Source organism: Candidatus Glassbacteria bacterium, assembly GCA_019456185.1.
Taxonomy (GTDB): Bacteria; Gemmatimonadota; Glassbacteria; order GWA2-58-10; family GWA2-58-10; genus JAJRTS01.
On sequence record VRUH01000046.1, the window covers coordinates 6,513 to 32,487 of the forward strand.

Here is a 25,975-nt window from a genome sequence, read left to right on the forward strand (position 1 = left end):
CACGGCCGCATCGAATTCGGTCATCAGGTAGTGCCACTCCAGAGGCTCATCGGGAGTGGAGTGGACAATCTCGAATTCCTTAAAATTTGCGGAGTAGGGCAGTTGACAGAGGAAATCGCGGTGGGCCGGACTCAACGATCCGGCGGTCCACTCGGTAGCCCTGCGGGCGGCCGTGTTGAACCTCGACGGGTCGGTCAGGGCGACGGCGGCCGCATCGTGGTTGCCCATGATCACGGTGTCGCAGCGCGCAATAACGTGATCCAGGCAGGCGTTCGGGTCCGCTCCGTAGCCGACAACATCGCCCAGGCAGATCATCCGGTCCCAGCCGACACTGTCGGCCCTGCTCAGCACGGCTTCCAGGGCTTGAAGGTTGGCGTGGATATCGGAGATCATGGCCCAGCGCATCAGGAGCGGCCCTCCTCTCCCGCGGCGCCGGTATCGGCGAGGTCGGTCAACCTTTCCCTGCGTACTGCATCCAGCACCCCGTTGACAAAGCGGGGCGACTCATCGGTACCGAAGAGCCGGGCCAGTTCAACGTATTCGTTGATTGTGACTTTGGGAGGGATATCGTCGAGATAAAGCAGCTCGGCCACGCCCAGACGGAGGATAATCCTGTCCAGCCTGGCCAGTCTGTCGGGCGACCAGTTTTTGAGAAAACCGGCGATCGCACCGTCTACCTCGTCCAGGTGTTTTTCCAGTTCCACGACCAGGCGAACCGTGAGTTCCCGGTTCTGTTCGCCGATCCTGCGCCAGCGGAAGAAGTCCCGCAGAATAACCTCGCCGGGCTCATCGCTGAGATGCATGGTGTAGGCCACCTGCACGGCCCATGTCCTGGACTTGGTGCGTTTCTTCATGGGCCATCCAACTGGAGCTTAATATCAATCAGCGCCCGCGGCAGGTGGGCCGCCAGCCGGAATCGTCACCGGATCAAATTTCGCCGCCGCCGTAAAGGCTCATCATCTCGATAGCGCTCATCGCGGCTTCCGCGCCCTTGTTGCCCGCCTTGGCCCCGGCGCGCTCGAGCGCCTGGTCGAGCGAGTCGGTGGTCAGCACGCCGAACACCACCGGGATTTCGGCTTCCAGCGAGGTCTGGGCGATCCCCTTGGCCACCTCGGCGGCGATATAATCGAAATGGGGCGTGTCGCCGCGGATCACCGCGCCGATCGCGATAACCGCGTCATACTTGCCGGACAGGGCCAGTTTGCGGGCAACCGGGCTGATCTCGAGCGATCCGGGGACCCGGAAGACTGCGATGTCATTGTCGGCGGCGCCGTGACGAACCAGCGCATCCACCGCTCCGTCGGCCAGCCGCGAGGTGATCAACTCATTGAACCGTGAAACCACCAGCGCCACCCGCTTGCCCCGGGCGTCCATTTTACCTTCAACATACTTTGGCATTTTCTCCCCCGTCGGGATAATAGCGCAAAAAGTGTGTTACTTGATTTCCTGTTTGTCCTGCTCGCCGACCTTGAACAAGCGGTGCCCCATCTGTTCCCGCTTGGTTTCCAGGTAACGTCGGTTGTAGTCGTTGGGGTCCTGCTCCAGCGGCACCTGCTCGGTCACGCTCAGTCCGTAGCCGCCGTAAATAAAAGCGTCGACCTTCTTGGGATTGTTGGTCAGCAGACGGACGCTGCTCAAGCCCAGGTCCTTGAGAATCTGAATTCCCACGCCGTATTCGCGCTCGTCGCCGGCAAAGCCCAGCTCGAGATTGGCCTGGATCGTATCCAACCCCTTGTCCTGAAGCGCGTAGGCCTTGATCTTGGGGGCCAGGCCGATCCCCCGCCCCTCCTGGTTGAGATAGACCACCACTCCCAGGCCCTCCTGCTGCACCATCTGCATGGCCGTGTTGAGCTGGTAGCGGCAGTCGCAGCGAAGGCTGCCCAAGGCGTCGCCGGTCAGGCAGCTGCTGTGCACGCGCACCAGCACGTCGCTCTTGCCGGCCACCGGCCCGCAGACTAGCGCCAGGTGGCTCTCGTTGCTGTAGGTGGTCTCGTAGAGATGCATGTCGAACTTACCGCAGGCCGTGGGCAGCACCGTCCGGGCCGTGCACTGGACAATCTTCTCGCGGCTCTGGCGGTAGCGGATCAGGTCCTGGATCGAGGCCACCGGCAGATTATGCTCGCGGCCGAACTCGAAGAGGCGCGGCAGACGGGCCATCGTGCCGTCCTCGTCCATGATCTCGCAAAGCACTCCGATCGGCTGCATGCCGGCCAGCCGCGCCAGATCGACAGTGGCCTCCGTGTGCCCGGCCCTGCGCAGAACCCCGCCCTCGCGGGCGCGCAGGGGGAAGATATGTCCGGGCCTGTTGAAATCCGACGACCTGGAGCGGTTGTTGCACAGGGCTTTAACCGTTGCGGCCCGGTCGTGGGCCGAGATACCGGTGGTGGTGCCGGCCTTGACATCAACGCTGACCGTGAACGAGGTCCCCTGGGCTTCCGTGTTCTGGTCCTCTCCCACCATCTGGATCAGATTCAGCTCGTCAGCCCTCTGCTCGGACAACGGCACGCAGATCAGCCCGCGGCCTTTCGTGGCCAGGAAATTGATTTTTTCCGGGCTGACGTGCTCGGCGGCGAAAATCAGGTCGCCCTCGTTCTCGCGCCGCTCGTCATCGACCAGGATTGCCATGCCGCCGGTACGCATCTGTTCGATTACGTCTTCAATCGGTGCCATTTTGTATTTCTCGCTCACCATTCCTCATCCCTAAGTATTTATTTCAGCCGGGCTTAATAGCCCCAGCCGCGAAGTTTTCCCTCGGTAAGCGTCCCGGAAGCCGGACGGGTCCGCTCCAGCGCCGCTACCACGTACTTGCCGATTATATCGGTCTCCACGTTGAGCGTATCGCCGATCCGGCGCATCCCGAGCGTGGTGTGATCCAGGGTAAAGCCGATCAGCGAGACCGTGAAACCCTGCTCGTCCAGCCGCGCCACAGTCAGGCTCACACCATCGACCGCCACCGAGCCGCGCCCGACAATGCAGGGTGCGATCTCATCGTTCAGCGCGAACTCCATCAGCACGCTCTCGTCGAGACGGCGGATGGCGCTCACCGTGGTAGTGGAATCGACATGCCCCTGGACGATATGACCGTGAAGCCTGCCTCCGGCGGCCACGGGCCGCTCGAGATTAACCCTGCCGCCCACCACCAGGCCGCCCAGGTTGGTCTTGGCCAGGGTCTCGGTCCCCGCCTCGACCCGGATGGTGCCGCGCTCCACTGATGTGGCGGTCAGGCAGACGCCGTTGACCGCCAGCGAGTCGCCGGGACGGGCGTCCTCGGCCAGAGGTCCGGACTCGATAGTGAACGATTTTCCTCCGCCCAGCCGGGCGGCCGCGGAAACCGTCCCCAGATACTCGATAATTCCGCTGAACATAGTAACCTCTATGATAACATAAAGCCTTAATTCAGGCAACGGCGGCGATTGCCGGGTCAATCCAGACGGGCGGTGAGATAGAAGTCCTCGCCGGACAGCCTCTGCTCCACATCCCTGAGCGCCAGTCCGCTGCGACCGGCCCCGATATCGCCGATCCCGTGCAGCGGCCCGTCCTCACCGAGCAGACGGGGCGAGATGAACAGGTGCAGGCGCTGGACCAGGTGCTCGCGAAGACAGGCCGTGGCCACCCGGCGGCCGCCCTCGACCAGCACACTGGTGATTCCTCTTTGGTAGAGTAATTTCCCAACCTTGTGCAAGTCGAACAGACCCTCGCTGTTACTGCCCAGTTCAACCAGCTCCAGGTTGCCGCCCCCCAGCGCCGTAAGCTGCGGCCGTCCGGCCCGCTCCGGGTCGAATAAGATGAATGTCGGATACCTGTCGCTGGAGGCAACCAGTTTGCAAAGCGAGGGTATCCGCAGGCTGGGGTCGAGCACCACGCGGACAGGCTGCTGCGCGCCCCTGATGCCGCGAACGGTGAGCAGCGGGTCATCGGCGATCACGGTAGGCACACCCACCAGCACCGCGCCGTGCCGGGCGCGCAGGCCGTGGGCCAGGCGCAGCGAATCGCGGCCGGAAATCTGGGTCCGCAGACCCGGCCCCTCGGCTATTTTGCCGTCGAGCGTCTGGGCCAGCTTGAGCGAGACGAACGGCGAGTCGGTGAGTACATTGTGAATGAATATCTCATTGAGCCTGCGGGCCCGATCAGCCAGCAAACCGACTTCCACCTCGATCCCGGCGCGGCGCAGCCTGGCGAAACCCCTGCCTTTCACCAGCGGATTCGGATCGCGCATCGCGGCCACCACCCGTGCTACCCCGGCCTCGATCACCGCCTCGGCGCACGGCGGGGTCCGGCCGGTGTGGGAGCAGGGTTCAAGGTTGAGATAAAGCGTCCCCCCGGCTGCTCTCGGTCCGGCCCGGTGCAGTGCAACCAGCTCGGCGTGTGGTTTTCCGGCGGCACGATGGCTGCCCTGGCCGACAATTTCGCCGCGCGCGACAACCACCGCACCCACCAACGGGTTGGGCGCGGTCCGTCCGGCCCCTTCCGCCGCCAGCTCAAAGCAGCACTCCATCATTTTTCTGTCGAACTCACTATTCATCATGCAGTTACCGTAAAGAAACAGCAGGGGCCGGCCCCACCGGGAACCGGCCCTTTGAACTGATAGAAACTCTTACCGGCTATCCGGTTCAGTCGTCGATCTTGCTGAAATCTTCCTTGCCGACCCCGCAGGCGGGGCAGACCCAGTCATCCGGCAGATCATCGAATGAGGTCCCGGGTTCGATACCCTGGGTGGGATCACCCTCTTCCGGATCGTAAACCCACTCGCACACGTCGCAAATCCATTTCTGCATCTCCTGCTCCTTTCATGGATAAAAACAGCCGGATGAATGGTTAAATTACGGTCTGAAATTCAATCCCGCAATCCAATTTCAATTCAGCGGCGCCGGATGCGGCGCCACCGGGTCAATTTTTTCGGGTAGACAGAGTCTCCAGCAGAGTACTGTCCAAGCCGTCAAGCGAGTCAAGCACCACGTGGGCGCCGTTGTAATTTGCGTTAAATTCATTGCGGACCGCAATAACCGCCATGCCCGCGGCCCGGCCCGCCCGGATTCCGGCCCAGGCGTCCTCGAGCACGATACACCGCCCGGGTCTTGCGCCCAGCCTGCGCGCACCTTCCAGGAAACATTCCGGATCGGGTTTACCCTTGCGCACCTCGTCGCCGGTGACGACGGTATCGAAATCGCCGTCCAGACCCGTGATTTCCAGCAGGCGGCGGACATAGCGGCCGACCCCGCTGCTGACCACCGCGGCTTTTATGCCCGATTCCCTGAAGAGCGACAGCGATTGCCTCATCCCCGGCATCAAATCGACGCCGTTCTCGATCAGCTCCATGAAGATCGCATGCCGCTCATCTGCCCACCGCTGAGGCGGAATATCCAGGCCAAGGGAATCCACCACCAGCGATGCGATATCGATAACGCGTTTGCCATAGAACGAACCCCGCACCTCGTCCGAGAGTTCCTCGAGCGAACGGCCGTAGACATTGAGGGCTTTTTCGCTGGCGACTCCATGCAGAGGTTCGCTGTCAACAATCAACCCGTCGAGATCATAAAGTGCGGCTTCAAAATTCACCCGTTCTCCTCTCGTTCAGCTCAATATCGGGGGAGACGGTCAGCAATTCCCCACCATCGGCCACCCACCAATTCCTTGCGCATCAATTACGGCGCTGTTAGCTTCAATCCGGAGACAGCAAACAGGTATTTCCAACAATATACTTTCCGGCGGCAAAAAAGCCAACCTCAACCTGGATCCGCCATATGTATTTCGATTGGGTCACCTGGAGTATCTGGGCAATCGGCCTCGTAATCCTGATTGTCTGGATCTACGTTCCGGCCAAGGAATTCGCCCAGCTTCTGAAAGACCGCAAACATGGCCACCGCCAGCCCCAGAAACCACCGTCCGCGGAACAGTAAACCGGTATCTCACTTGTTTTTCCCGAACGAGACAATCGAACTGCTGGCAATCTGATCGTAGTCCCTCTTGAGTTTGCTCAGTTGTTTGTTTAACTGGGTTAGCAGTTTAAATTCACTGTCTTTTTTATCGATCAAGCTGTTCTGGTTCTGACGGTCGCTTTTCGCCTTTTTCAGTTTCTCCATCCAGAGCGCCTTCTTGCCGTTGAGTTCTCCCCAGAGGTTCTCGATCATTTCCTTGCGCCGTAAGATAATCCGGCCGAGGTCGCTCTCCATCTCCTTATCGACCCCTTTGCACTCATCGCGCAGGATCCCGAGGATTTCCCTGATCTGGTCCCTGACAGTGCCCATTTCACCGTTCAACAGCAGCAAATCCCGGACACGGCTGTTATAGGATACCCGCAACTTTTCCAGTTCCGCCTGAAAAGTTGTGTAGCGGCGGTAGTGAAACCCCCGTTCCCTGCTGCATTTCTGGTATGCGGCCTTGGCCTCCTGCACTTTACGCTGGTGGCGGAAAATCAGGATCGCCCCCACCAGGACCATAACCGAAATCAACAGGGCCAAGGTAAACATCAGCATCACGCTCATCGCGTTCTCCCTCGTTGCTGAACGCCAAGTTGGATCTAACCTGTCCGCCGGGCGATCAGGCGATCCGCAGTGCGGGACGCAAGCGCCATGATAGTCAACGCCGGGTTGACCGCACCCGAGGTCGGAAACGCGCTCCCGTCGCAGATATACAATCCCGGCACGTCGTGGCATGCTCCCCAGCGGTTCACCACACTGGTGTCCGGGTTATCGCCCATCCGGCAAGTCCCCAGCGGGTGTGCGCTGCCGTTGGAGATATGATACAACTCCCAGTCGTCGGCGCCGCCGGCCCGGCAGATTTTCCGCGCGACAGCCATCGCATGCTCGTAACGGCTGAACTCGCTGCCCGGGCGAACATAGCGCACGCGCGGCCTGGGGAAACCCTCGTCATCTGTATCGTCAGGATCGGGATAGACCATATTCTCCACGCGCGCCTGGTCCTCGCCCACCATCGCCAGGCGGATCATCCGGTTGTAGCTGCCCATCACGTCCATCAACTTTCCACCCCAGTCGTTCTGCTCGAAATACCAACTGACAAATGTGGCCGGCGGCGAGGGCAGGAGGGAGACGTAGAGCGTATAGCCGCGGTCGAAATCCCCGTCGGGCGTCCCCTCGTAAAAATCCTGCACGTTGATTCCGCCGCTGATCCCCATGTAGGCGTTAACCTCCTCCGGAAAGCGGGCCATGTAGCGTCCTCCCGTGTGGCACATCAGGTTGCGGCCGACCATCCCGCTGCGCGCCCCCAGCCCTTCGGGGTGGGCGGGGCCGCGGCTGCGCAGCAGCAGGGTGGGGTTCAGCAGCGCGCTGCCGCAGAGCACCACGAGATCGGATGCGGCCTTTTGACGGATTCCTTCGCTGTCGCTGTAAACCACGCCTGTCACGCGCCCGGCGGTGTTGGTTTCGATAGTGAGCACCTTGTGGCCGCTGCGGATTTCCGCACCGTTGTTGACCGCGGCCGGGACATAGGTCATCTCCGGCGAACTCTTGTCCCCGATCATGCAGCCCTCACCGCACTTGGCGCAATAGGTGCAGGCGGGCCGTCCGCGATAGGGCCTGGAGAGAATCGACATCGGAGTGGGCGCCGGATGGTAGCCCAGCTTGCGCGCGCCGTCGGCGAAATACCGCGAGCCCCTGCTCACCGGGTGCGGAGGATTGGGATACGGGCCGCGCGGAACCTCGAAGACGTTATCGCTACTGCCGCTGGCTCCGGTGAAAATTTCGACTTTATCGTAAAACGGTTCGAGTTCCCGGTAGCTGATCGGCCAGTCGACACCGCAGCCGGAGCGGGTGCGGGTGGTGAAATCGCTTTCGTGGAGACGGAAGAACACACCGGCGTAGAACAGCATGCTCCCGCCCACGCACTTGACCATCGACGGGCGGATGCTGTCCCGCTCGTAGGTCAGACCCGTGGGGATACGCTCGGCCCGGCCGTCGTGAAAGTCACGGAACGGACTGTACCACGGCCCCTCCTCAAGGGCCAGCACGTTCCAGCCCGCGCCCGAGAGCGCCCCGGTCACCACACTGCCGGCGGCACCCAGACCGACCACGATCGCGTCGTATTCGCTGTTGGCCATAAGTTACTCCCAGCTTACCGAGAGCCGCAGGTGCTCGGGATAACCGGTGAACTGGTTCGTGTCCCGGTACCCGGCGAAACGCAGCCCGTTCTCACTCGAAAAATATGTGCTCAGGATCAACGAACGCAGCTCGCCGAAATTACCGCGAAAAGTATTATCCTGCTGCTGCAACTCTCCTAAAACAGTCGCCCTCTCGCCGGGGCCGAGCTCGACGAATCTCAGTCCGCCTCGTGCCGCCGAGTCGAGCGAATCCAGCGCGGCCCGGTATCGCTCCCTGACATTTTCCTCCAGCGCGGCGAACGAAGCCAGCAGTTTTTCCGCGACCGGGGAATCGTGCCAGGTGGACCGATCGCCGTCGGGGGCGACCGTTTCGGCCAGCGCCAGCAGTGAAAGGCTTGCGTGGCTTTTCTGCGCGGCGCGCCCTGCTCCCGGCAGTGTCCCAACCGCCGCAACCGCAACCGCCGCCCGGATAAATGATCTTCGACGCATGGCTCAACTCGACTGACGGTAGAATCGTCTCAGCGGGTATCGATCCGCTGAAGGAGGTAAAAGCTGTCCGGCCAGACCTCGGCCGAGGGGTAGTAGCGTAATTCCACGACTGTATTTTCACCAGCCGGGGCCGACAAGCGCATGGTTGCGTTCGCCTCCAGCTTGACTTTTCTCTCCCATAACCTGTCGCTGCCGTCCGGACTGGTGACAGCCAGTATCAGGCTGTGATGAGCGGAGACCGGGAATGAATGGGCGAGCACGAGATTGGTTATGGCCACGCTCAGGGAATCGCCGTTGCCGGTAACAGCCATCTCCGCACCCGAGGCCAGCATCACCGGGTCCCGCGAGCCGCTCATCCGGTGGGAGCGATGAGTGCGGACAGAGCCGTCGTCCGCGTGCCCGGCATCGGCAGCAGCACCGTCCACGGAGGGCATGTGGCACTTCCGGCAGTCGAATTTGTTTCCGTCGGCCCAGCGATGGCACCCGGCGCAGAACTCAGCCCCCGAGTAACGCTCAGCCTGATTTGTCCAGTGCGGCACGTAGAGGGGCTCTGCCGAGGACCAGATTGTTTGTCCGGCGTCCACGTGGCAGCTCAGGCAGTCGATACCGCTCTGACGGGAATCCTGCCGGGCGGCGGGAGCCGCATCCATCTCCTTGCCGGCCACGGTTTCCGGGGAATGGCAATCGCAGGAGCTCCGGCCGGCAGAGGTGCTTTTTTCTTTCTTGTAAACGAATACCGGCGAATCGCAGGCCAACGCGTGCAGCGACGAGGACCATTCCTCGTAAATGGCGCAATGGCAGGTGGCGCAGTCACCGACACCCACTTCCGCGTACGCATTCAAGGCCCAGATGGCGATCAGGGCTGCCGGTACGCAATTCATCCTTTTGAGTTCGGCAAAATGCAATCGAATTTCCTTTGGCGAGCGGATAAACGGACAGGGAAACCGGCATGGTGGAACTTTCGCAATTGTACACACTGAATGCATTAGTGTCAAGTAACTTAAGATGTTAAAGGGCAGTCACACACTAGCCGATATTTCGAGCATCAACCCTTTTGTTGACAAACACCGCATCACAATTGTAGCTTAGTACACTTAGCATGTAAAAAAAGTCAGTGGGGGCAGCCTGATGCAAAACAACGCCATGAGAAAGACACGCAGGAAACTCGGAGGACAGAGTTCTTTCACGTCCGATCAGAAAAAGCTGGTGGAGGAACTGTCGAAAACCGATTTTTTCTCCACGTTCACCTTCGAGGAGATTGCCCTTTTGATGTTCTGTGCGGAGAATATCAAATGCGAAACCGATGAGATGATATTCCGCGAGGGCGATGTCGGCCACCAGTTTTTCGCTATCCGCAAGGGAAAGGTCAAAATCAGAAAAGAGAAGAGCGGAACGATCCTGGCCACTCTGGGTCCCGGCGAGGTGTTTGGAGAGATGGCCGTGCTGGACAACCAGCCGCGATCCGCCTCTGCTATTTCTGTCAAGTCCTCCGAGTTGTTTGCATTCGATGGTCACAGGCTGCTGGATGATTTTCCCCACCTCAGTGTCAAGCTCCTCCGCTACCTCGCCAGGGAGCTGTCCCGCAGACTGCGCGAAGCCGACATGCTGATCGACAAATTCTGAGTCTGCCGTCTTTGTACGGAAATTAACGACTGGGCCGGACCGGCGCCCGCGTTGACGGCCAGGGCCGGACCGCACGAAGGTTCTGCAGGTTGCATTGCAGGCAATAATCCAAGAAAGGCTACCTCGACATGTTTCATGCCGAAATACTCGAAAAGCTGCGTAAAGAGGCATCCGGAGGCAGGGCGCTGGAATATGTCCTGCGTTTCTGGCCCTACGACAGGCTATCAACGTTTCCCGGCTATCAGCGTGCTGCCGACGAAACGCGAATGATCATGGAAGAACTGGGCTTCAGTGAAGTGGAGACAATAAGGTACGCCACCACCGGCAAGAACTTTTTCGCCGACTGGGAAGGCCCGCAGGGCTGGGACGCCATCCACGGCACGCTCGACGTGAGCGCGCCCGACGGCGAGACACGCCGGATTGCCGACAGAGCCTCGGACCCCTGCCATCTGATGCTTTGGTGCGGCAGCACCCCCGCCGGCGGCCTGAAAGCCCCGATCGTGCGGGCCGACGGCAAAGGTTCGCTCAAGGGCAAGCTGGTTTTCCACGACCAGGTGGCTCTGGACTCGAAGCTCCGCAAACGATTGATCGAAGAGGGTGCGCTGGGAGTGATCAGCGACGAACTGCCCTACTGGCCCGATGTGCGCAACCGTGAAGACAACATGGACCTGGTGCGCTGGCACAACTCATTCCTGTTTCCGGCCAATGAGGAAAACCTGCTGGCGTTTTCGATCAAGCCCGCCGACGGTGACTGGCTCAGGCGGCTGCTGGCCGAGCACGGCGAACTAGAGTCGTCGGCTAACGTGGAATGCAGGCTCTATGAAGACACTCTGCCGGTTACCACAGGGGTGATTCGCGGCAGCGTGGAACCCGAGAAAGAAATCTGGCTGATCCAGCACCTCCACGAGGTCGGCGCCCACGATAACGCGAGCGGGGTCGCCACCGCGATCGAGGCCGTACGCGCTCTCAAGAAACTGGTGGAGAGCGGAGTGCTGGAGCCGCCCCGCCGCACCATCCGGGTAATCTGCTCCTGGGAGATTATCGGCTTCCTGGCCCATCTCTGCGCCAATCCCGAAATCACGCAGAATGTGGTCTGCGCTTTCAACCCGGATATGGTCGGGCCGGACATGGAAAAGTGCAAGAGCTGGCTGCAGCTATATGTTGAGCCCCATTGCAACCCGCACTGTATCGACGATCTGACCGTGGACCTGACCCGCCGGCTGTTCGCCCATCACCCCCGCTGGCACTGGGAAATCAAAGAGTTCATGATCAACGATAATTTCATGGCCGACCCTGCTATCGATGTGCCGACGCCGTCGCTGATATTCATGCGCGACCGTCACTACCACTCCTCGAGCGACCGTCCGGAAAACCTGAGCCCGCAGGTCATGGGCGAGATAGCCGCCCTGCTGGGCGCAGGCGTGTACGCGTTCACCAACGGCGGCGAGAAGTCGGCGGTCGAGGTGGCTGAGCTGACGCTGGAAGAGTCGCTGCGGCAGTTGGCCTCACTTACCGCCAGGCAGCAGAATGGGACTGCCTTCGACGAACGGGTGCGGTACCTGCGGCCCATTTTTGAATCGAAACTGGAATCGACCCGCGATTTTCTGGTCCGGGGTGACAGGAACGGCAAGCTGGAAGATGCTGTCAACGCGGCAAAGAGCAAGATCGCGAAATTTATCGAGGTGGGACGGAACGGCAAGTCCAGCTACAGCCGCAAGCCCTCCGACCGCAAGGAAAAAGAAGCCGCCTCCCTTGTGCCCGTGCGCAAACTGTGGGGTTCTTACGGCCTGGCCCGGGTCCCGGAGAAGGTCAGGACCAAGCGCAAGCTGAATTTCAGTACCTGGTCCTACGACGACAACGCGCCGATATTCTGGGCTGACGGGAAGCGGAGCATTTTCGACATCCAGTGGATGGTTGGCCAGGAGCTGGGCAAGACACCGGATATCGAATATCTGCTGACCCTGTTCCGCACGCTCGAGGAGTACGATTATTTCGAGTTGAAAAAGGCGTGAGCGGGACGCGCGTTTATCCGTGGTAGGTCGGCATTTGGCGGTGCCGCTCGATCATCCTGCGGATAAAGTTGACGGCGTGAGAGAGCATCAGTTCGTAGAACACCTTCCCCTTTTCGGCTGTCGCCCTGGTGGCAAGCCCCCAGGGTTTGCCGCCGCTGAGGGCCGGGATCGAGAACATATCCAGTTCTGCTCGCATGGCGTCAGGGTCACCGTCTTCAAGCATATCCGCGCGCACAGTCTCCGGCCACAGATGCATCATCACCGATACCTCTATTTCCCCGCAATGCAGCTCGTTTTTACCCTCGAAAATTTTCGTCATTTCGGAGTGCGGCACGATTTCCCAGGGATCGATAAAGATCGTTTTGCGGCCCTCGGTGCGGTAGTTGATTCGCCTGACCGCCGGCCGCAGAGCGTAATTACCGCCGTGCGAGTTGACAATCACCACGATCTCGAAGCCCTGGCGGTAAAGGCAGTCGACCACGTCTGTCACTAGCGCATCCAGCGTAGCGGGCATCAGGGTCACCGTACCCGGCGCACCGGAGTTTTCCAGCGAGGTTCCGAACGGCAGGGGAGGCAGCAGGTAGCTGTTGAATTGCGCGGCGATATCCGCGGCCAGACGGGCGCTCTGCCGGATATCCGTATTCAGCGGCAGGATACCGAAATGCTGCTCGCAGGCTCCCACCGGCAGGAAAGCTATTTCGGCTCCGGCCTCGCCGAGTTCGCGGCTGGTGGCGTTTGTATCGGTCATAATCTCCCCACTCCCTGTGGATCTTAAAGATAACAGCAGCGGTTGAATTACCTGAGAATATAACGCACTCCGTCAATTATGCCACCAGCTAAACGCCATTTAATATCATTGAAGTCGTTTTGTGGGCCGGGAGTCGATACGGTGCGGGCTGTGGTGCTGTTCAGCCCTGGGAGGTCTTTTTGCCGCGGGAGAGCAGGCTCTGGTAGATATTCTTGAATCCGGCCGCCTGTTCTTCGCCGGGTTTGGGCGCCTCGGACATGATCCGGCGCACTTCGTCGGGGTCGTCGATCTCGGCCAGGGTCGTAATACTACTCTCGGTAACGCCCAGCAGCAACAGGCGGTCGAAAAACTTGACCAGGGTGACAGCTTTCTTGGGGCCGAGGTGGAACCGGCGGATCACCTGGAATTGTCCGCCGGGTGAGCCCCCGCCGAGGGGACGGACCAGGAACTTGCGCAGGAAGTGGAGAAACAGGACGAGCAGTCCGATGACGATCAGGACCATCGAAATGTTTTTTACGCTGAATACCGAGTCGGGTTTGTCGTAGCTGAGGTCAAGAGGGCGGCCGGGCCGGGATTCGCCTGTGCGCTGCCGGGCAAGCCGTTGGATAACGCTGTCGGCAGCTCCTGCGGGTCCGGTCGAATCGGCTCCGGCATGGTGCGAACTGTCGGCCAAAACGGCTGGGGCATTCGGCCCGGCGGTATCGGGGTGCGGAGCCGCGGACAAATGGCTATCGATCAGGATTGCGGAAGAAAGAAGGATCAGACCTGTCAGTAAGCTCCGTTTGCGCCTGCCGACACCGTTATATCCCCGACCACGGGCAAGCGGGCTCCAATTCGGTTCGGTCACTTTTTCTTCATTCCTTCGGTTAAGCCTGCGGCGTAAAGTGTTGCTCAGCGCCCTCAGCTGGACTGCAGCATCTTGATCCGCTCTTCCATGCTGATCAGATGCGTGACCCTGACTCCGAAATTTTCCTCCACAACCACAACCTCGCCCTCGGCGAGCTTTTTGTTGCCGATCAGCAGGTCGACCGATTCTCCGGCCATTTTGTCCAGTTCGACAACGGAACCGGGACCGAGTTCCAGGATATCCCGGACCAGCATGGTCGTGCGGCCCAGCTCGATCGAGATGTCGAGCTTGATATCCATCAGCAGTTCGAGCCGCTCGCGTTCCCTGTCGCCGATATCGGCCATCTGCGGCATGGCGATAGCGCCGCCGCCGGCCATCGAAGCGCCCGCGGATTCGGTGGCCGTATCCCTCTCATCACCGCCGGCGGCATCCAGTCCGGACAGGTCCACATCCAACTCACCGGCTGCACTCTCGACTTCCGGCGCCTCACTCTCTTGCGCGGCGCCGCCCAGCGAGGCGGCTGCTTCCTGGATCACCGAGTAAGGGATCACCAGCGCCAGCTTACCTTCGGCGTTACCCTCGATATCGAGTTCGAGCACCGAGGCGGTCATCTCTTCGAGATCGATTTCCGACTCGGCGACCGTAGCCAGCCTGGCCGACGAGGGTTGGAAATCGACAGACTTGCCCACCTTGGCAGTCAGCGAGGTGGCAGTTGCGCCCATCATCTGGTTGATGCCTTCCTGGATGGCGTCGACGTGATCATCGTTGAATTCGGCGTCGCCTTCGCCCATCATCATCAGATCACTGAGCTTGGCTACCAGCGGCTTGTTGATCAAAAAATAGGTTGTCGCGTCGAAACCGCTGGCGAACTGGCTTTCGACCACCACGATCTCGTCGGCGAAATTTTCACCCAGCGCATCGGCATCGGCTTCACCTGCGCTTTCGACCTTGATCTCGATCTTCTTGTCCAGCAGGGTGGACATAACCACCGCGCTCTCCTCGGCCACCAATCCGGCGAACTCCTGGAGTGCCTGCTGTTCTTCGGGGGTCAGCGTGAAGTTACTCATCCTTGATCGCTCCCTGTTTGATTTCGGAGACTACCTGCACGGCTTTATGGCCGCGGTAGACTCCGGGCTTGCCCCTGAATTTGGACGCGTCGCCGACACTGAGTTCCAGCAACTGGTCCAGCCTGTTGTCCAATTTGATGATATCGCCTTCCTCCAGCCCAAGAATTTCGCGCAGAGTCAACTGGGTTCTGCCCAGGTTGACCGTCACGGGGACATCGGCGCGGCGCAGCTTGTGACGTACGATAGATTCATCGTGGTGCGAGCGTTTTTTCTGGTTGTGCGCGATCTGGTGCTGGGCGCTCAGTTTCGGCATCACGTCTTCCAGCACGAAATAGGGAAAACAGAGGTTGAGCAGGCTGCTGAAATCCGAGATTTTGACCTCGAAAGAGATCATGATCGCGGTCTCACCCGGCGGGCTGATCTGGATCAACTGCGGGTTGGTCTCGAAATCCTCCAGCTCCAGGGTCAGCGGCGTGATATTCTGCCAGGAGCGCACGAGCTGCTCCAGGGCGTTATCGACAATCTTCTTCATCACGTTCTGCTCGATAATCGTGATCTCACGGGCTTCCTGGATCACGCCGCCCTCGCCGCCGAAGCTGCGGTCGATGATGTAGAGCACGAGTTGAGGGCTGATTTCCAGAATCGCATCGCCCTCGAGTTCCTTGATGTTGAAGATATAAACCGCGCTGGGATCGGCCATCGACATGATAAACTCGGAGTAGGTAAGCTGGTCCACCGAGGTCAGGTCGATATCCACCAGGCTGCGCAGCCGGGTGGACAGATGGGTTGCGAAACCGCGGGCGAACGATTCGTGAATCGTCTGGATCGTGCGGAGCTGATCCTTGCTGACCCGGTTAGGGTGCTTGAAATCATAGAGACTGACCAGCTTTTCCGTCTGCTCGTCCTCGACTCCGCTTTCGGGCGCCTCGGCCCCCAGATCGGTTCCGAGTCCCTCACCGCTCAACAGGGCATCGATTTCTTCCTGTGACAGAATCTTGCTCATAAGCCCTTATCCGTGCCTTTACTGGATCGTGTATTTCGAGAACACCACTCTTGGTACTTCCAATTCCTCGTATTTCTTGCTGAAATACTTGCCGATAAGCGCGTTGATATCGTCCTTGAGTTCCTCGCGCAGAATTTCCTGGTCCTTGAAATCATCGAGCTCGTCCATCCTTTTCCGGCTGATCCGCGCGATTATCAGCGAGCGAAACTCGGCGTCCATGTCCGCCATCTCATCGGCGTATTCCTTTTGAATGTAGACGTTGATACTCACGCTCAGATAACGCTGGCCGCCTGTCTCGGCCGGGTTGGCAATCACGTCTTCGACCGCGAAGGTGACAAATTCGCTCAGATCATCGATATCCCCGCCGAGACGCCCTTCGGCTGCCTGCGTCTCCGCGGGGAGCGGTTTAGTCTCCGGAAGCTGCGGCTCGATATAGTTGCTGACCACGAAATAAGCCAGCACCGCCTGCACCATCACCAGCGGCAGGCCGATGAGGACCAAGGTTTTAGGCGACAGCTTCGACTTAGACGAGGGTTGCTCTTGCTCCTCCGTCCCCTCTTCCGTCATTTCTTCAGGATCTTGTGCCATTGCAAGTACTCCGTGGGATTCGAGATTCCGCTTCCTGCCCGTTGAACCGGGACTGAATCACTTGAACGGGTCCTCGGTTTCCTTTTTATACTCCATGAAAATTTCGATTCTTCTGTTTTCCGCCCTTCCTTCCGGCGTTTCGTTATCAGCCACGGGATGGTACTGTCCGTAGGCCACCGGCGCCAGCCGGCTGGGATGAATCTTGGAAAACTGGGTCGCGAAATTAACCACTCCCAGCGCCCTGGCGAACGACAGGTCCCAGTTGGTCTCGAATTCCCCGCCAGCGATACGGGCATTGTCCGTATGCCCTTCCACCCGGATCACGTTCGGCCAGCCGCGGGCGATATTGAACACCTCCTCGAGCAGCGGGTAGGATGCCGGATTCATTTCCGCACCGCCGGTTTCAAACAGCACGGGCGCGCTGATCGACAGTGCAACGCCCTTGTCCTCGATTACAACCTTAACGCTTTCGCCGAGGTTCTTGCTCTCGATAAAGTCCTGCAGGTTGCTGATCGACTTGTCGATAATCGCCCGCTGGATATTTTTCAGCGTCGGCAGCGGAACATTTTCCAGCCTGATAATCGCCGGGCTGGCGGACATCACGCCGAAAGCTCCGCGCAGACTGCCTGCCGCCACCCAGAAATCCCGCTCCTGGATCGTGCTCATCGAAACAATCAGCACGAAGAAGCACAGCAGCAGGCTCATCAGGTCGCTGAACGTCGTCAGCCAGGCCGGTGCGCCAGCTACGCACTCAGGGCATTTATCCTTGGCCATCGAGAGACCTCGAGCATTTTCAAAGAACTATTATTCCACGATCGCCCGCCGAAGCTTGGGCGAGATAAACGAAGTCAGTTTCTGTTCCACGATCCGCGGGTTATCACCCGACTGGATCGACAGTATCCCCTCGATCATCATTTCCTTGACCAGGATTTCCTCCGCGCTGCGGCGCTTGAGCTTGGTGGTCATCGGGACGAAGAGGAGATTGGCCAGCAGCGCCCCGTAGAACGTCGTGATCAGCGCCACAGCCATCTTGGGACCGATAGTCGAGGGGTCGTCCATCGTCTGCAGCATCAGCACCAGACCGATCAGCGTACCGATCATGCCGAACGCCGGGGCCAGGGAGCCGCAGGTGGCCATAATACCTCCGCCGCTGGCGTGGCGTTTTTCCACGTAATCCAGTTCCGTAGTCAGGATACTGCGCATCAACTCCGGCTCGGTACCGTCCACGGCAAGCTGGATACCCTTGGAGAGGAACTCGTCCTCGATTTCCTCCATGTGTCTTTCCAGGGCCAGGATACCCTCGCGCCTGGCCCGCTCGGCAAAAGACACCAGCGTGGCGATAGTTTCGGTTACCGGCTGAGTATCGGCGAATATAGTCTTCTTGACGACATTGACCACACCCACCAGCTCATTGATCGGATAACTGACAATTACAGCGCTGGTAGTACCGCCGATAACGATAAAGATCGAGGCGGGATCAATAAAAGATAAGACGGTGCCGCCCTGCTGGATACCGAGCACGATAACGGCTAATCCGGCAATCAATCCGATCAGGGTCGTTAGATCCATATACCTATCCTGGATTCTCTGGTTTCACGATCGGCTCCGGCCTGAGAAGCCTCAAATAAAATTACTGACCTTTCAGGTTCTGGGCCACTTTCCTCCAGAACGGGGGCAGTTGCCTGCGATACTCCATCACCAACGCGACCACATCTTCCACGGTCTCACGGACCATGAACCGCTTACCGGTCACCAGGCCTACAATTGTGTCGGGGGTTTTCTCCACCGATTCGATCAACTCGGCGTTGATCACCATTTCCTGACCATTAAGCTTCGTAAGAGTAATCAAGCCGCTACTCCGATAAAATACAAGGGGCTGTCAGGCCCTTAATTTAATAATCGACATGCGAGCGCTGATTCATAAATAATTAACTCTTAATTCCACCGCAACTTCGTCCCTCCCCTGTCAAATTCCGGTCGCTGGCCGGAGAGCCGGGATCGGGCGCTCATCCTCGTTTCGGCAATTTTTATACCACCAGCACTGCGATAACCTTCCGCGGCTTGTCCGGAAACCACGTCACTCCTGACAATCCAGTCGCATCCTGCTAACGCGGTGTCTTACAAAGAGTTATTGCCCGTTTAAATATAGTCACCCATTCCCCTTCGTGCAAGGCGCAGGAAACTTTTTCCTGTCCTGCCTGCACCCGGGGGCGGATTCTTTTGCCGACTCAAGCAGTTAAAACAGCGAGGGGGCCCGCCTTGGTTTGCCGGCCCCCCCCCTCATCGCTTCCCTGATTAATCACTTACCTGGCCAGGTTGACAACCTCCTGGAGCAGAGTATCGGTGGAAGTGATAATTCTGGCGTTGGCCTGGAATCCGCGCTGAGTGGTGATGATGTTGGCGAATTCGGCGGCCAGGTCAACATTGGAGCTTTCCAGGAATCCGCTGGAGATGCTGCCCTGGATGTTGGTTCCGGCTTCACCGATCAACGCCACGCCAGAGTTGGCTGATTCGAGATAGTTATTGTTGCCGTTCTTGATCAGACCGCCGGAGTTGTTGAAGCTGGCCAGAACCAGCTTGCCCAGGGTCTTGGTGACACCGTTGCTGAACACGCCGGTAAACAGCCCCGTATCGTCGACTTCCAGGCTGCTCAGCTTACCGGCCGCGAATCCGTCCTGGCTGGAGATAATCGCCGTGGATGGACCGCGGAACTGCGTCAGACCGTCGAAACCACCGATCGTACCCAAGTCCAGCTCGACTTCCATGCGGTCGGCACCGTTGTTGGGATCGAATCCGAAGGTGGAACTGCGGTCACGCACGCTGAAACCCTGCAGGCTGCCGTCCGGGTTGAACGTCAGCGTACCATCGTTACCGGTCAGCGAGGTCTCGTTGCCGGTGAGGCGGATCGTCCAGCCCCACTGCCCGGGTACGTCGGTCGTGATCGCGTTGCTGCCGGTCTGCAGGACGCGGAAATCGTCGGCCAGGTCGAACGGGAACTGCGGCAGGGTGATCGGCGGGTTATCCGGGTTGGTTGCGAAAGTGATATTGATCGAAGAGAGTGACGCACCGCTGTTGTCGTCGGTCATGACGATCTGGCCGTTGCTGTTGATCGCGGCTGTCACGCCCGTACCGTCACCGCCCTGAAGGCTGGAACGGAACAGGATGTTGATCTCGTCGAGCAGATCCTGGACGGTTGTCGGATCAGAGCCGCCCTCGATAATGACCGTTCTGCTCAGGGGCAATCCGGCAGGCGAGGAGCCCGTAATCCGGATCGTGTCTCCGAGGCGCGGCTGGAAATCGCCCCTGATCGGGTTTTCGGGATCGGTGTTGTCGATACTCCACAGATCGGTGATCTGCGTTTCCACCAGGGAAGTGTCCACCGGCTGAATTTCATTAGGTCCCGCGCTGGGGTCCTGGCTGGCAATCATCAGCGGATCGGCCGTGCTGATCAGCTTCTGTACCTCGGCCGGCAACTCCTGGGTGGACTTGGTGTAGGAAACGATCATGTTGTGGGTTTCACCGAAAGAATCGAACACGGAAATCGATGCGATGTGGCTGCCGGCATCACGGCCATCCTGGGTCAGCGTGAACGCGGAGAGCGCCACCGAGCTGGTAGCGTTGCCGTTGGTGCTGATATTGTTGAAATTCTCCTCGTTCCCCGGAATACCGTCAAGCGCCAGCTCGTTCTGGTCGTCGAGTCCGATGGCGTCAAAGATGTCAACTCCGCCGGCAGGAAGAGGCTGGCTGCCCCGCAGGATCTGCAACTCAGCCGCGGGCTTGGTGGAGCTGAATCCGACAGCCGCCGCACCCTGGCTGAAATCGACAAACGCCTGGACGTCGCCGCTGAGCGATGAGTTGCTGTTGATCGCGGCGTTCAGTCCGGCCACCAGGTCCTCAATGTCGGCATAGACCCGCGGCGTGATACTGACAAGCTGGGACGGGTCTTCGTTGAGCTTCAGCAGAAACTGGCTGGTGGACTTCAGCGTGCTGAGGTTCAAGCCGCCTTCTCCGACACCCAATCCCTCGACGCTTGTGCTGAACCCCAGATCGACAATGGTGGTCTGGTCGCCGTTGGGCACCGTGCGCAGCCTGAGAAAGTCGGAAGGGCTGCTGGTGCGGAAACGGACCTTGTTATCGGAGGTTACGATTGCCTGAACCGTACCGGCGATTTCCAGATCGTTGTTGATACCGGCGTTGATCGCGTTGGCCAGTTCGGTGATGTTCTCGTAGATACCGTCGCCGTTGGCATCGGCGGCGATCGTGATAACATTGTCGCGGCCGTTGTCAACACCGCCGACAGCGATCACGAGCTGACGGGTGAACTGGGCTCCCTGGACGTCACTGGTAAACTGGAACTGGCCGACACCGGTGTCGGGGTCGAACGCGTTCAGCGTGGCTCCATCAACCTGGGCCGACTGCTCCGGCAGGAACTTGTCCTGGACCGTGTTGCCCAGTACGCTGGCCACGTGCGCGTCCTCGTCGAACGAGAGACTTATCGAGGTCTGGCTGGCGCCCGCGGACTCATCGACAAGGATGATATTGCCGTTGGAGCCGATAGAGGCGGTGGTGCCCTTGAACGAGTTGTTGATTACGTTGACCAGCGAGGCCAGCGTTGTACCGTCACGCGCCACGCTGCTGCCGTCGGCCAGCAGTTCGGTCCCCTGGCCGTAGCGGAAAATGGAGCTCACAACCGTACCGTCGGGATTGGTGCCGCTGATCCTGATCCGGTCGCTCTCGTCGAGCTGGTTGATCGTCTGCGCGAGGGCGTTAATGTCCGTCACGCCGGTGGCGGGCTCGCCGGTGGCGCGGATAGAGAACGGAACCCCGATAGTCAGAGTCTTAGCCAGCACCCCGCTGTCAGCATCCAGGTTGTCCTTGAACACGATTCTCGTGGTGAACTTGGCCGGAGTGGTCAGACCGAGTGGAATCACGAGATCTTTGATCGGAGAACCCGAAGGGATAACGCCGCCTGTGTTGGCCAGCCGTCCCTGGACCACATAACCCGTTCCGTTCTGCACCAGGTTGCCCTGACCGTCGAACTGGAACGCGCCGGCGCGCGTATAGAGACTGCGCTGCCCGTCACGGACCACGAAAAAGCCCTCGCCCTGGATCGCCATGTCGGTGGTGACACCGGTTGATTCGAGGGTGCCCTGGGTAAAGATATTATCGATGCTGGCGATACCGACGCCGAGGCCGAAAGCGACCGGGTTGACGCCACCCACCGAGCCTTCAATCGGACGGCGGGCGTCGGAGATACTCTGCACGAGAAACTCGTTGAAACTCACGCGGCCCGTTTTGAAACCGACCGTGTTGATGTTGGCAATGTTATTGCCGATTACGCTCAACCGGATGGCGTTGGCCTGAAGTCCCGAAACTCCGGTTGAAAGTGTACTTTGCAGGCCCATTTTTCGACCTCCTTGTCGTCTGGCGCCGGTACCTTATCCCTGGACCGGCTGTGATGAGTTTAGCGAATCACAACTCGTAGCTTATTTATCCTCATAGACATGCCAAATTAGCCATCTCCATCGGGAACAGCCGATGCGCTGCCCGGCTCGACAATTTCCATCACGTTCCGCAGCGGAACCTCCTGCTCGCCGATCAGCAGCGTGGCCTGGTTATCGACATACCGAACTCCCGTCACCCTGCCGAACATGAAAGTAGTCGTGGCAACCCGGTTGCCATCGAAATCGACCGCGCTGACGTCGAAGAAATACGTACCGCTCGAAAGCTGGTTGCCATCGAAATCCTTGCCGTCCCACTCGGTCACGGTGCCGCCGGCCTGAATACTGCCCAGTTCGATCGTGCGCACGAGCGATCCCTGATCGTTGTAAATGTCGATCACGGTTTCGGTCGAGGCGCTGTCCTGAAAAAAGCGCAGCGAGGCCGGATCGCCCTGCTTCATGCTCAGCATGTTGCCGGTGGCGTGGACCTCGTGGCCGATAAAACCGGTGGCCGTACTGTTGTTAAGCGACTGGGCCAGAACGGCGTCGGAACTGAGATTGGCTTTCAGGTTCTGGTTCATCTGGGTCAATTGTTCGAGACTGGAGAACTGGGCGAGCTGGGCCGCGAACTCCTGGTTACTGGCCGGGTTCAGCGGATCCTGGTTCTGCAGCTGGGCCACCAGCAGTTTCAGGAAATCATCTTGGAGCATCATTGACCGGTTTTCGATTTCACCCGCTCCGGTCTGCTGACTGGCCCATGCGGGGCTTGAATTGTTCGAGGTATCTACCTGCATCTCTCCCAGCTCTCCTTTCGAGTTATCAAGCTACCCATTCCAGGGTACTGTATTCGTATCTGCTTGCGTTTGGCACTTTCGCCTGCGGACCGTCTTCACCGCCGGGGTCGTTAACGTGAGTTTCCGTTGTTTCCGAACCACTTCTGTTGCCGAATCCGCGGCCGGCCTGGTTCCATTCATCCTCTCGGCCTGCACCGTCGAACTGCTCATGCTGCTGGTCCTGACGCACATCCACGCTAAATTTCTCCACCTTGATTCCCTGCTCTCGATCAGCGTGCGCGCTTCATAAGTCTCCACCTGGATGCGCGCGTGAAGGACGTTGCTGTCGTCCACTTTCATCTGCACCCGCATCAGCCCGAGATGGTCCGGTTCCAGCTTTATGCTCAGTTCACTGGTCGCACCAGCGCGGATCAGCCTGGCCGTGCTGACAATCTTCTCGAACGCTTCCGCCTGGCTGGCTGTCTGCACCGGACGATACTGGACAACCTGTTCGCCGCGCACCGCGGACTGGCGGGCTGTCAATGCTTCACTCCGCAGTCCGCCCTGCAATTGTCCTGTGCCGGGTTTCTGGTCTTGCTCGATACTCTCGGTTTGGGCAAGCAGTTCACCGGAGACGGTGCCTTTTTCGGTCAGCGTCACTTCCACCAGGTCCTTCATCCCCTTCTCGCCGGCTGCTGCGCTGAGCGCCTGCATGAAATCGTTGTTCAGGCTTGCGTGACCGGTGGCCTGGCTGTTAGTGCTGAACGCCTTTACCGCTTTGACCGTATCTGTTTTGGATTGCGTTTTAGTAGGTTTATTCAGCGAGGACAGGCTGACCTGGACACTCACCTGCTGTCCGTCGGACTTCACACTGGCGGTGGCCGCCTGCGCGGATGACTTCTCAGTCTTAGCGGCCTGGGTTTCGCCTGCCGCCGTCGTTTCCTGCCGGACGGCTGATTCAGCCGCTCGGGACTCGGCATGCCCGGTTACGGGCTTATCGGCGACGGAGTTATCGCCGGCCTGAGCTTCCCCGGTATTCCCCTGCGTGGTCTGGGCAGTGGGCTGCGCCTGCTTGAACTGGGTGAAAACGTTATTCCCGGCCGGCCGGCTGTCCTGCTGCACCGGTTGATCGTTCGCCGCGGAAGCCGTCGGGGCCGGTGATCCCGGATGGGCGGCTGAGGCCGTCTTGCTATCGGCAATCAGGCTGACCGCGCTGGTTACGGCGGATTTATCATTCCTGTCACTGTTTCCGGTCCCACCGGCCGGTTTATCGGCCAGTTCGCTGACCGCCGCCGCCGCGCTCTGAAGTTCAGCCAGGATTGCTGCCGGATGGCTCTGAGCAGTGGTAGTATCAGTCGGCTGACTGGTGGCTGCATCGCCGGTCGTAACTACGCCGGTGGCAAAGTGCTGAGCGGCAACCGGAACGTTTTCAGCCGCTGCGCCGGCATCGACTGCCAAAACGGTCTGCGGCCGTACCGAGTTATTACCGGTAACCGGGGATTTGCCGCTCTCGCTTTGTCCGGCCGGAACGCTTTTCGAATGCTCCGCGGTAATGTTTGACAGGCCTGATGCGGACTGAGCGACGGCGCTCGAAGAGGTATCAAACCCGCCCGCCGGAGTCAAAACCGTTTTTGCTTTATTACTGACTGCGGCCTGACCGCTATCCAGGACCGAACGCAGAAGGCCGGCCAGATCGGTGAGTACCTGCTGCTTTTCCGCTGCGGAGAGTTGGTTGAACCGGGCGAGCTTATCGATCAGGGTCAGGGTTTTACCGGCGGCTTCGGTGTTACCGGATGCGACCTCGGACGCGGCCTGGCCGGTCAGGACCTTCAGCACGGTAATCGCACGGGAGAAATCGTCTGACACATTCGATGGGCCGGTGATATCGCCTGACACATTCGATGAGCCGGTGATATCGCCTGACACATTCGATGAGCCGGTGATATCGCCTGACACATCCGATGGGCCGGTGATATCGCCTGACACATTCGATGAGCCGGTGATGCTTACGGTTTCTTCTTTCTCAGTCGAGGTAACAAACGAATCGATCAGCCGGTTCAACTCGGCGGCCAGTTCACTGATCGGAAGCGAAGGCTGTCCCTGTCCGTCTGTATCCTGCTTATCATTTGCGACAGTATTGGCTTCCGGCCGGGACGGAAGCCGAAGTTGAGTTTCATCGTCCTGAATCGTAAGCAAGTCCGGATTACTGCGTTCACTGGTTATTTCTTTATCATTAATACTGCCGATGGCGGTTTTCAGCCTGGCAACCAGGGCTCCAAGTTCAAGGACCGTTGTTTTTTCACCGCCGCTGGCCGTAACCGGCAATCCAATGATCTCATGTTCGGCCGTGGTACTTTCACTGATGATACCGGCTGGATCGAAAGTAAGCCGGAACTGGAGCGTGGAGCCTTCACCGCTCTCATCGCCGGCACTCGCCGAAAGCGAAGCCGTCAGGTAGCTCACGCTCTGTTCGCCGTCTTCCTGTCCGGTTGCGACTATCAGCATCGCCGGAACAGACTCGCCGCTTTTCCAGCCGCCGCCGGCCAGCAGAGATTTCAGCGCGGCTTCGTCCACCAGCAGCATCGCCCGGCTATCCTGCCCGCCCAGCTTGACACCGTCGGGAAGTTCGATACCTGCCGCTCCGAGCTGCTCGAGATCGATCCCGGCCGCCAGCGGAACCATCCTGCCGCCGCCGATACCGCTTAACATCTCGGCCAGCTCAGCGGTCAGCGCCACCATGCTTCCGCCCGACCGCTGCGTGTTCAGATCGGATAACAGTTCTGGTGAGATCTGCAGGGACTGCAATGCGGAGAGTAATGATTCGAAGGGAATTCCTGTAGTACCGGAAGAAGACCCGTCAGCCGACGGCATGGCAGAATCGCCGGCAGCACCCAGCAGACTGCCCAAGATTCCGCTGAAAGGACTCTGCCCGCCGGCGGGAGTTCCGGCCGTACCGGCCGTGGGGGCGCTTCCGATTGCCGCTCCCAGCAGTTGCAGTATGGGCAGGTTGGCGTTCATCTTCCTCTTTCATCCGTGAAAGGGGTTTCCATCCATGGAAATTCTGTCAGGCGTACTTAGGGCAAACTGTATGCCAGTAGTTCAATCGCTCGCTTTTGCCTGCGCGATCCAGAGCTAACTATTTGGTTTAATTAGCCTTATACCCCATTAAGCGTACCCGTTGGGGAATATTTTTCCTATGCCCTGTTTTGTTTTTTCTTTTATCATACGACAATATTGCCGATTGCTGCGGCATAATTTACTCCCGCCCCCGTCACCCGGAACCGTCCGGCATCCGGGGGGGGGGGGCCGACAGGGATTTCTCGCCGGCTGA

24 protein-coding genes and 1 pseudogene (1 of these 25 running past the window's edge) are annotated in these 25,975 nt (G+C 59.4%); 2 read left to right on the forward strand and 23 right to left on the reverse strand.

What is annotated here, in order from left to right; translation table 11 throughout:
- The 12 genes and pseudogenes from FVQ81_14080 to FVQ81_14135 form a co-directional block, all read right to left on the reverse strand.
- Window positions 1–405: pseudogene (locus tag FVQ81_14080) on the reverse strand (metallophosphoesterase family protein) (it extends 324 nt beyond the left edge of the window).
- The gene (gene nusB / locus FVQ81_14085; protein ID MBW7997673.1) at window positions 405–854 is read right to left on the reverse strand and encodes a transcription antitermination factor NusB; all 450 of its coding nucleotides are present in this window, start codon (window positions 852–854) and stop codon (window positions 405–407) included. The pseudogene FVQ81_14080 and the gene nusB overlap by 1 nt, the downstream one beginning before the upstream one ends.
- A 73-nt stretch (window positions 855–927) precedes the next feature.
- Entirely contained in the window at window positions 928–1,398 is a 471-nt protein-coding gene (locus FVQ81_14090) for a 6,7-dimethyl-8-ribityllumazine synthase (protein MBW7997674.1), read from the reverse strand.
- A 36-nt stretch (window positions 1,399–1,434) separates the two neighbouring features.
- Complete coding sequence (ribB, locus tag FVQ81_14095) at window positions 1,435–2,670, reverse strand: 3,4-dihydroxy-2-butanone-4-phosphate synthase (GenBank protein MBW7997675.1); 1,236 nt, start codon at window positions 2,668–2,670, stop codon at window positions 1,435–1,437.
- 53 nt (window positions 2,671–2,723) lie between these two features.
- Window positions 2,724–3,365, reverse strand: coding sequence for a riboflavin synthase (locus FVQ81_14100; GenBank protein MBW7997676.1), 642 nt, complete (start codon window positions 3,363–3,365; stop codon window positions 2,724–2,726).
- Between the two features lie 56 nt (window positions 3,366–3,421).
- Entirely contained in the window at window positions 3,422–4,525 is a 1,104-nt protein-coding gene (gene ribD, locus FVQ81_14105; protein MBW7997677.1) for a bifunctional diaminohydroxyphosphoribosylaminopyrimidine deaminase/5-amino-6-(5-phosphoribosylamino)uracil reductase RibD, read from the reverse strand.
- An 85-nt stretch (window positions 4,526–4,610) separates the two neighbouring features.
- Window positions 4,611–4,775 (reverse strand): rubredoxin, encoded by a 165-nt coding sequence (locus FVQ81_14110; protein MBW7997678.1) that lies wholly within the window; start codon window positions 4,773–4,775, stop codon window positions 4,611–4,613.
- Between the two features lie 112 nt (window positions 4,776–4,887).
- Window positions 4,888–5,556, reverse strand: coding sequence for an HAD family phosphatase (locus FVQ81_14115; protein MBW7997679.1), 669 nt, complete (start codon window positions 5,554–5,556; stop codon window positions 4,888–4,890).
- 350 nt (window positions 5,557–5,906) lie between these two features.
- Window positions 5,907–6,482: a hypothetical protein gene (locus tag FVQ81_14120; protein ID MBW7997680.1), complete on the reverse strand. Its 576-nt coding sequence runs from the start codon at window positions 6,480–6,482 to the stop codon at window positions 5,907–5,909.
- Window positions 6,483–6,517: 35 nt separating this feature from the next.
- Complete coding sequence (locus FVQ81_14125; protein MBW7997681.1) at window positions 6,518–8,053, reverse strand: GMC family oxidoreductase; 1,536 nt, start codon at window positions 8,051–8,053, stop codon at window positions 6,518–6,520.
- A gap of 3 nt (window positions 8,054–8,056) precedes the next feature.
- Window positions 8,057–8,542 (reverse strand): gluconate 2-dehydrogenase subunit 3 family protein, encoded by a 486-nt coding sequence (locus tag FVQ81_14130; GenBank protein MBW7997682.1) that lies wholly within the window; start codon window positions 8,540–8,542, stop codon window positions 8,057–8,059.
- A 29-nt stretch (window positions 8,543–8,571) separates the two neighbouring features.
- On the reverse strand, window positions 8,572–9,528 hold the full coding sequence (locus FVQ81_14135) for a hypothetical protein (protein MBW7997683.1): 957 nt from the start codon (window positions 9,526–9,528) through the stop codon (window positions 8,572–8,574).
- 142 nt (window positions 9,529–9,670) lie between these two features.
- On the opposite strand from FVQ81_14135, the gene FVQ81_14140 reads away from it, so the two are divergent.
- Window positions 9,671–10,165, forward strand: coding sequence for a cyclic nucleotide-binding domain-containing protein (locus FVQ81_14140; protein ID MBW7997684.1), 495 nt, complete (start codon window positions 9,671–9,673; stop codon window positions 10,163–10,165).
- Between the two features lie 128 nt (window positions 10,166–10,293).
- Window positions 10,294–12,177: a M28 family peptidase gene (locus tag FVQ81_14145; GenBank protein ID MBW7997685.1), complete on the forward strand. Its 1,884-nt coding sequence runs from the start codon at window positions 10,294–10,296 to the stop codon at window positions 12,175–12,177.
- A 13-nt stretch (window positions 12,178–12,190) separates the two neighbouring features.
- Here FVQ81_14145 and FVQ81_14150 read toward each other — a convergent pair whose 3' ends face one another.
- From FVQ81_14150 to FVQ81_14200, 11 genes are all read right to left on the reverse strand, one after another.
- Entirely contained in the window at window positions 12,191–12,925 is a 735-nt protein-coding gene (locus FVQ81_14150) for a creatininase family protein (protein MBW7997686.1), read from the reverse strand.
- Between the two features lie 160 nt (window positions 12,926–13,085).
- The gene (gene fliO / locus FVQ81_14155; GenBank protein ID MBW7997687.1) at window positions 13,086–13,772 is read right to left on the reverse strand and encodes a flagellar biosynthetic protein FliO; all 687 of its coding nucleotides are present in this window, start codon (window positions 13,770–13,772) and stop codon (window positions 13,086–13,088) included.
- 53 nt (window positions 13,773–13,825) lie between these two features.
- Window positions 13,826–14,839: a flagellar motor switch protein FliN gene (gene fliN / locus FVQ81_14160; protein ID MBW7997688.1), complete on the reverse strand. Its 1,014-nt coding sequence runs from the start codon at window positions 14,837–14,839 to the stop codon at window positions 13,826–13,828.
- A complete protein-coding gene (gene fliM / locus FVQ81_14165) occupies window positions 14,832–15,842 on the reverse strand; it encodes a flagellar motor switch protein FliM (GenBank protein ID MBW7997689.1) in 1,011 nt (336 codons plus the stop codon). The genes fliN and fliM overlap by 8 nt, the downstream gene beginning before the upstream one ends.
- A gap of 18 nt (window positions 15,843–15,860) precedes the next feature.
- On the reverse strand, window positions 15,861–16,430 hold the full coding sequence (locus FVQ81_14170; protein ID MBW7997690.1) for a flagellar basal body-associated FliL family protein: 570 nt from the start codon (window positions 16,428–16,430) through the stop codon (window positions 15,861–15,863).
- Window positions 16,431–16,487: 57 nt separating this feature from the next.
- Window positions 16,488–17,204, reverse strand: coding sequence for a flagellar motor protein MotB (locus tag FVQ81_14175; protein ID MBW7997691.1), 717 nt, complete (start codon window positions 17,202–17,204; stop codon window positions 16,488–16,490).
- A 30-nt stretch (window positions 17,205–17,234) separates the two neighbouring features.
- Window positions 17,235–17,999, reverse strand: a complete 765-nt coding sequence (locus tag FVQ81_14180) for a motility protein A (protein ID MBW7997692.1) — start codon at window positions 17,997–17,999, stop codon at window positions 17,235–17,237.
- 61 nt (window positions 18,000–18,060) lie between these two features.
- Entirely contained in the window at window positions 18,061–18,279 is a 219-nt protein-coding gene (locus FVQ81_14185; protein ID MBW7997693.1) for a flagellar FlbD family protein, read from the reverse strand.
- Between the two features lie 454 nt (window positions 18,280–18,733).
- Complete coding sequence (locus tag FVQ81_14190) at window positions 18,734–21,835, reverse strand: flagellar hook-basal body complex protein (GenBank protein MBW7997694.1); 3,102 nt, start codon at window positions 21,833–21,835, stop codon at window positions 18,734–18,736.
- Window positions 21,836–21,942: 107 nt separating this feature from the next.
- The gene (locus FVQ81_14195; protein MBW7997695.1) at window positions 21,943–22,665 is read right to left on the reverse strand and encodes a flagellar hook capping protein; all 723 of its coding nucleotides are present in this window, start codon (window positions 22,663–22,665) and stop codon (window positions 21,943–21,945) included.
- Between the two features lie 30 nt (window positions 22,666–22,695).
- The gene (locus FVQ81_14200; GenBank protein ID MBW7997696.1) at window positions 22,696–25,662 is read right to left on the reverse strand and encodes a hypothetical protein; all 2,967 of its coding nucleotides are present in this window, start codon (window positions 25,660–25,662) and stop codon (window positions 22,696–22,698) included.
- Window positions 25,663–25,975 lie beyond the last annotated feature (313 nt).

Bases quoted from the DNA above. Each gene is read 5' to 3' on its own strand.
- nusB (MBW7997673.1), bottom strand. From the start codon at position 854: ATGAAGAAACGCACCAAGTCCAGGACATGGGCCGTGCAGGTGGCCTAC.
- FVQ81_14090 (MBW7997674.1), bottom strand. From the start codon at position 1,398: ATGCCAAAGTATGTTGAAGGTAAAATGGACGCCCGGGGCAAGCGGGTG.
- ribB (MBW7997675.1), bottom strand. From the start codon at position 2,670: ATGGCACCGATTGAAGACGTAATCGAACAGATGCGTACCGGCGGCATG.
- FVQ81_14100 (MBW7997676.1), bottom strand. From the start codon at position 3,365: ATGTTCAGCGGAATTATCGAGTATCTGGGGACGGTTTCCGCGGCCGCC.
- ribD (MBW7997677.1), bottom strand. From the start codon at position 4,525: ATGATGAATAGTGAGTTCGACAGAAAAATGATGGAGTGCTGCTTTGAG.
- FVQ81_14110 (MBW7997678.1), bottom strand. From the start codon at position 4,775: ATGCAGAAATGGATTTGCGACGTGTGCGAGTGGGTTTACGATCCGGAA.
- FVQ81_14120 (MBW7997680.1), bottom strand. From the start codon at position 6,482: ATGAGCGTGATGCTGATGTTTACCTTGGCCCTGTTGATTTCGGTTATG.
- FVQ81_14125 (MBW7997681.1), bottom strand. From the start codon at position 8,053: ATGGCCAACAGCGAATACGACGCGATCGTGGTCGGTCTGGGTGCCGCC.
- FVQ81_14130 (MBW7997682.1), bottom strand. From the start codon at position 8,542: ATGCGTCGAAGATCATTTATCCGGGCGGCGGTTGCGGTTGCGGCGGTT.
- FVQ81_14135 (MBW7997683.1), bottom strand. From the start codon at position 9,528: ATGCATTCAGTGTGTACAATTGCGAAAGTTCCACCATGCCGGTTTCCC.
- FVQ81_14140 (MBW7997684.1), top strand. From the start codon at position 9,671: ATGCAAAACAACGCCATGAGAAAGACACGCAGGAAACTCGGAGGACAG.
- FVQ81_14145 (MBW7997685.1), top strand. From the start codon at position 10,294: ATGTTTCATGCCGAAATACTCGAAAAGCTGCGTAAAGAGGCATCCGGA.
- FVQ81_14150 (MBW7997686.1), bottom strand. From the start codon at position 12,925: ATGACCGATACAAACGCCACCAGCCGCGAACTCGGCGAGGCCGGAGCC.
- fliN (MBW7997688.1), bottom strand. From the start codon at position 14,839: ATGAGTAACTTCACGCTGACCCCCGAAGAACAGCAGGCACTCCAGGAG.
- fliM (MBW7997689.1), bottom strand. From the start codon at position 15,842: ATGAGCAAGATTCTGTCACAGGAAGAAATCGATGCCCTGTTGAGCGGT.
- FVQ81_14170 (MBW7997690.1), bottom strand. From the start codon at position 16,430: ATGGCACAAGATCCTGAAGAAATGACGGAAGAGGGGACGGAGGAGCAA.
- FVQ81_14175 (MBW7997691.1), bottom strand. From the start codon at position 17,204: ATGGCCAAGGATAAATGCCCTGAGTGCGTAGCTGGCGCACCGGCCTGG.
- FVQ81_14180 (MBW7997692.1), bottom strand. From the start codon at position 17,999: ATGGATCTAACGACCCTGATCGGATTGATTGCCGGATTAGCCGTTATC.
- FVQ81_14190 (MBW7997694.1), bottom strand. From the start codon at position 21,835: ATGGGCCTGCAAAGTACACTTTCAACCGGAGTTTCGGGACTTCAGGCC.
- FVQ81_14195 (MBW7997695.1), bottom strand. From the start codon at position 22,665: ATGCAGGTAGATACCTCGAACAATTCAAGCCCCGCATGGGCCAGTCAG.
- FVQ81_14200 (MBW7997696.1), bottom strand. From the start codon at position 25,662: ATGAACGCCAACCTGCCCATACTGCAACTGCTGGGAGCGGCAATCGGA.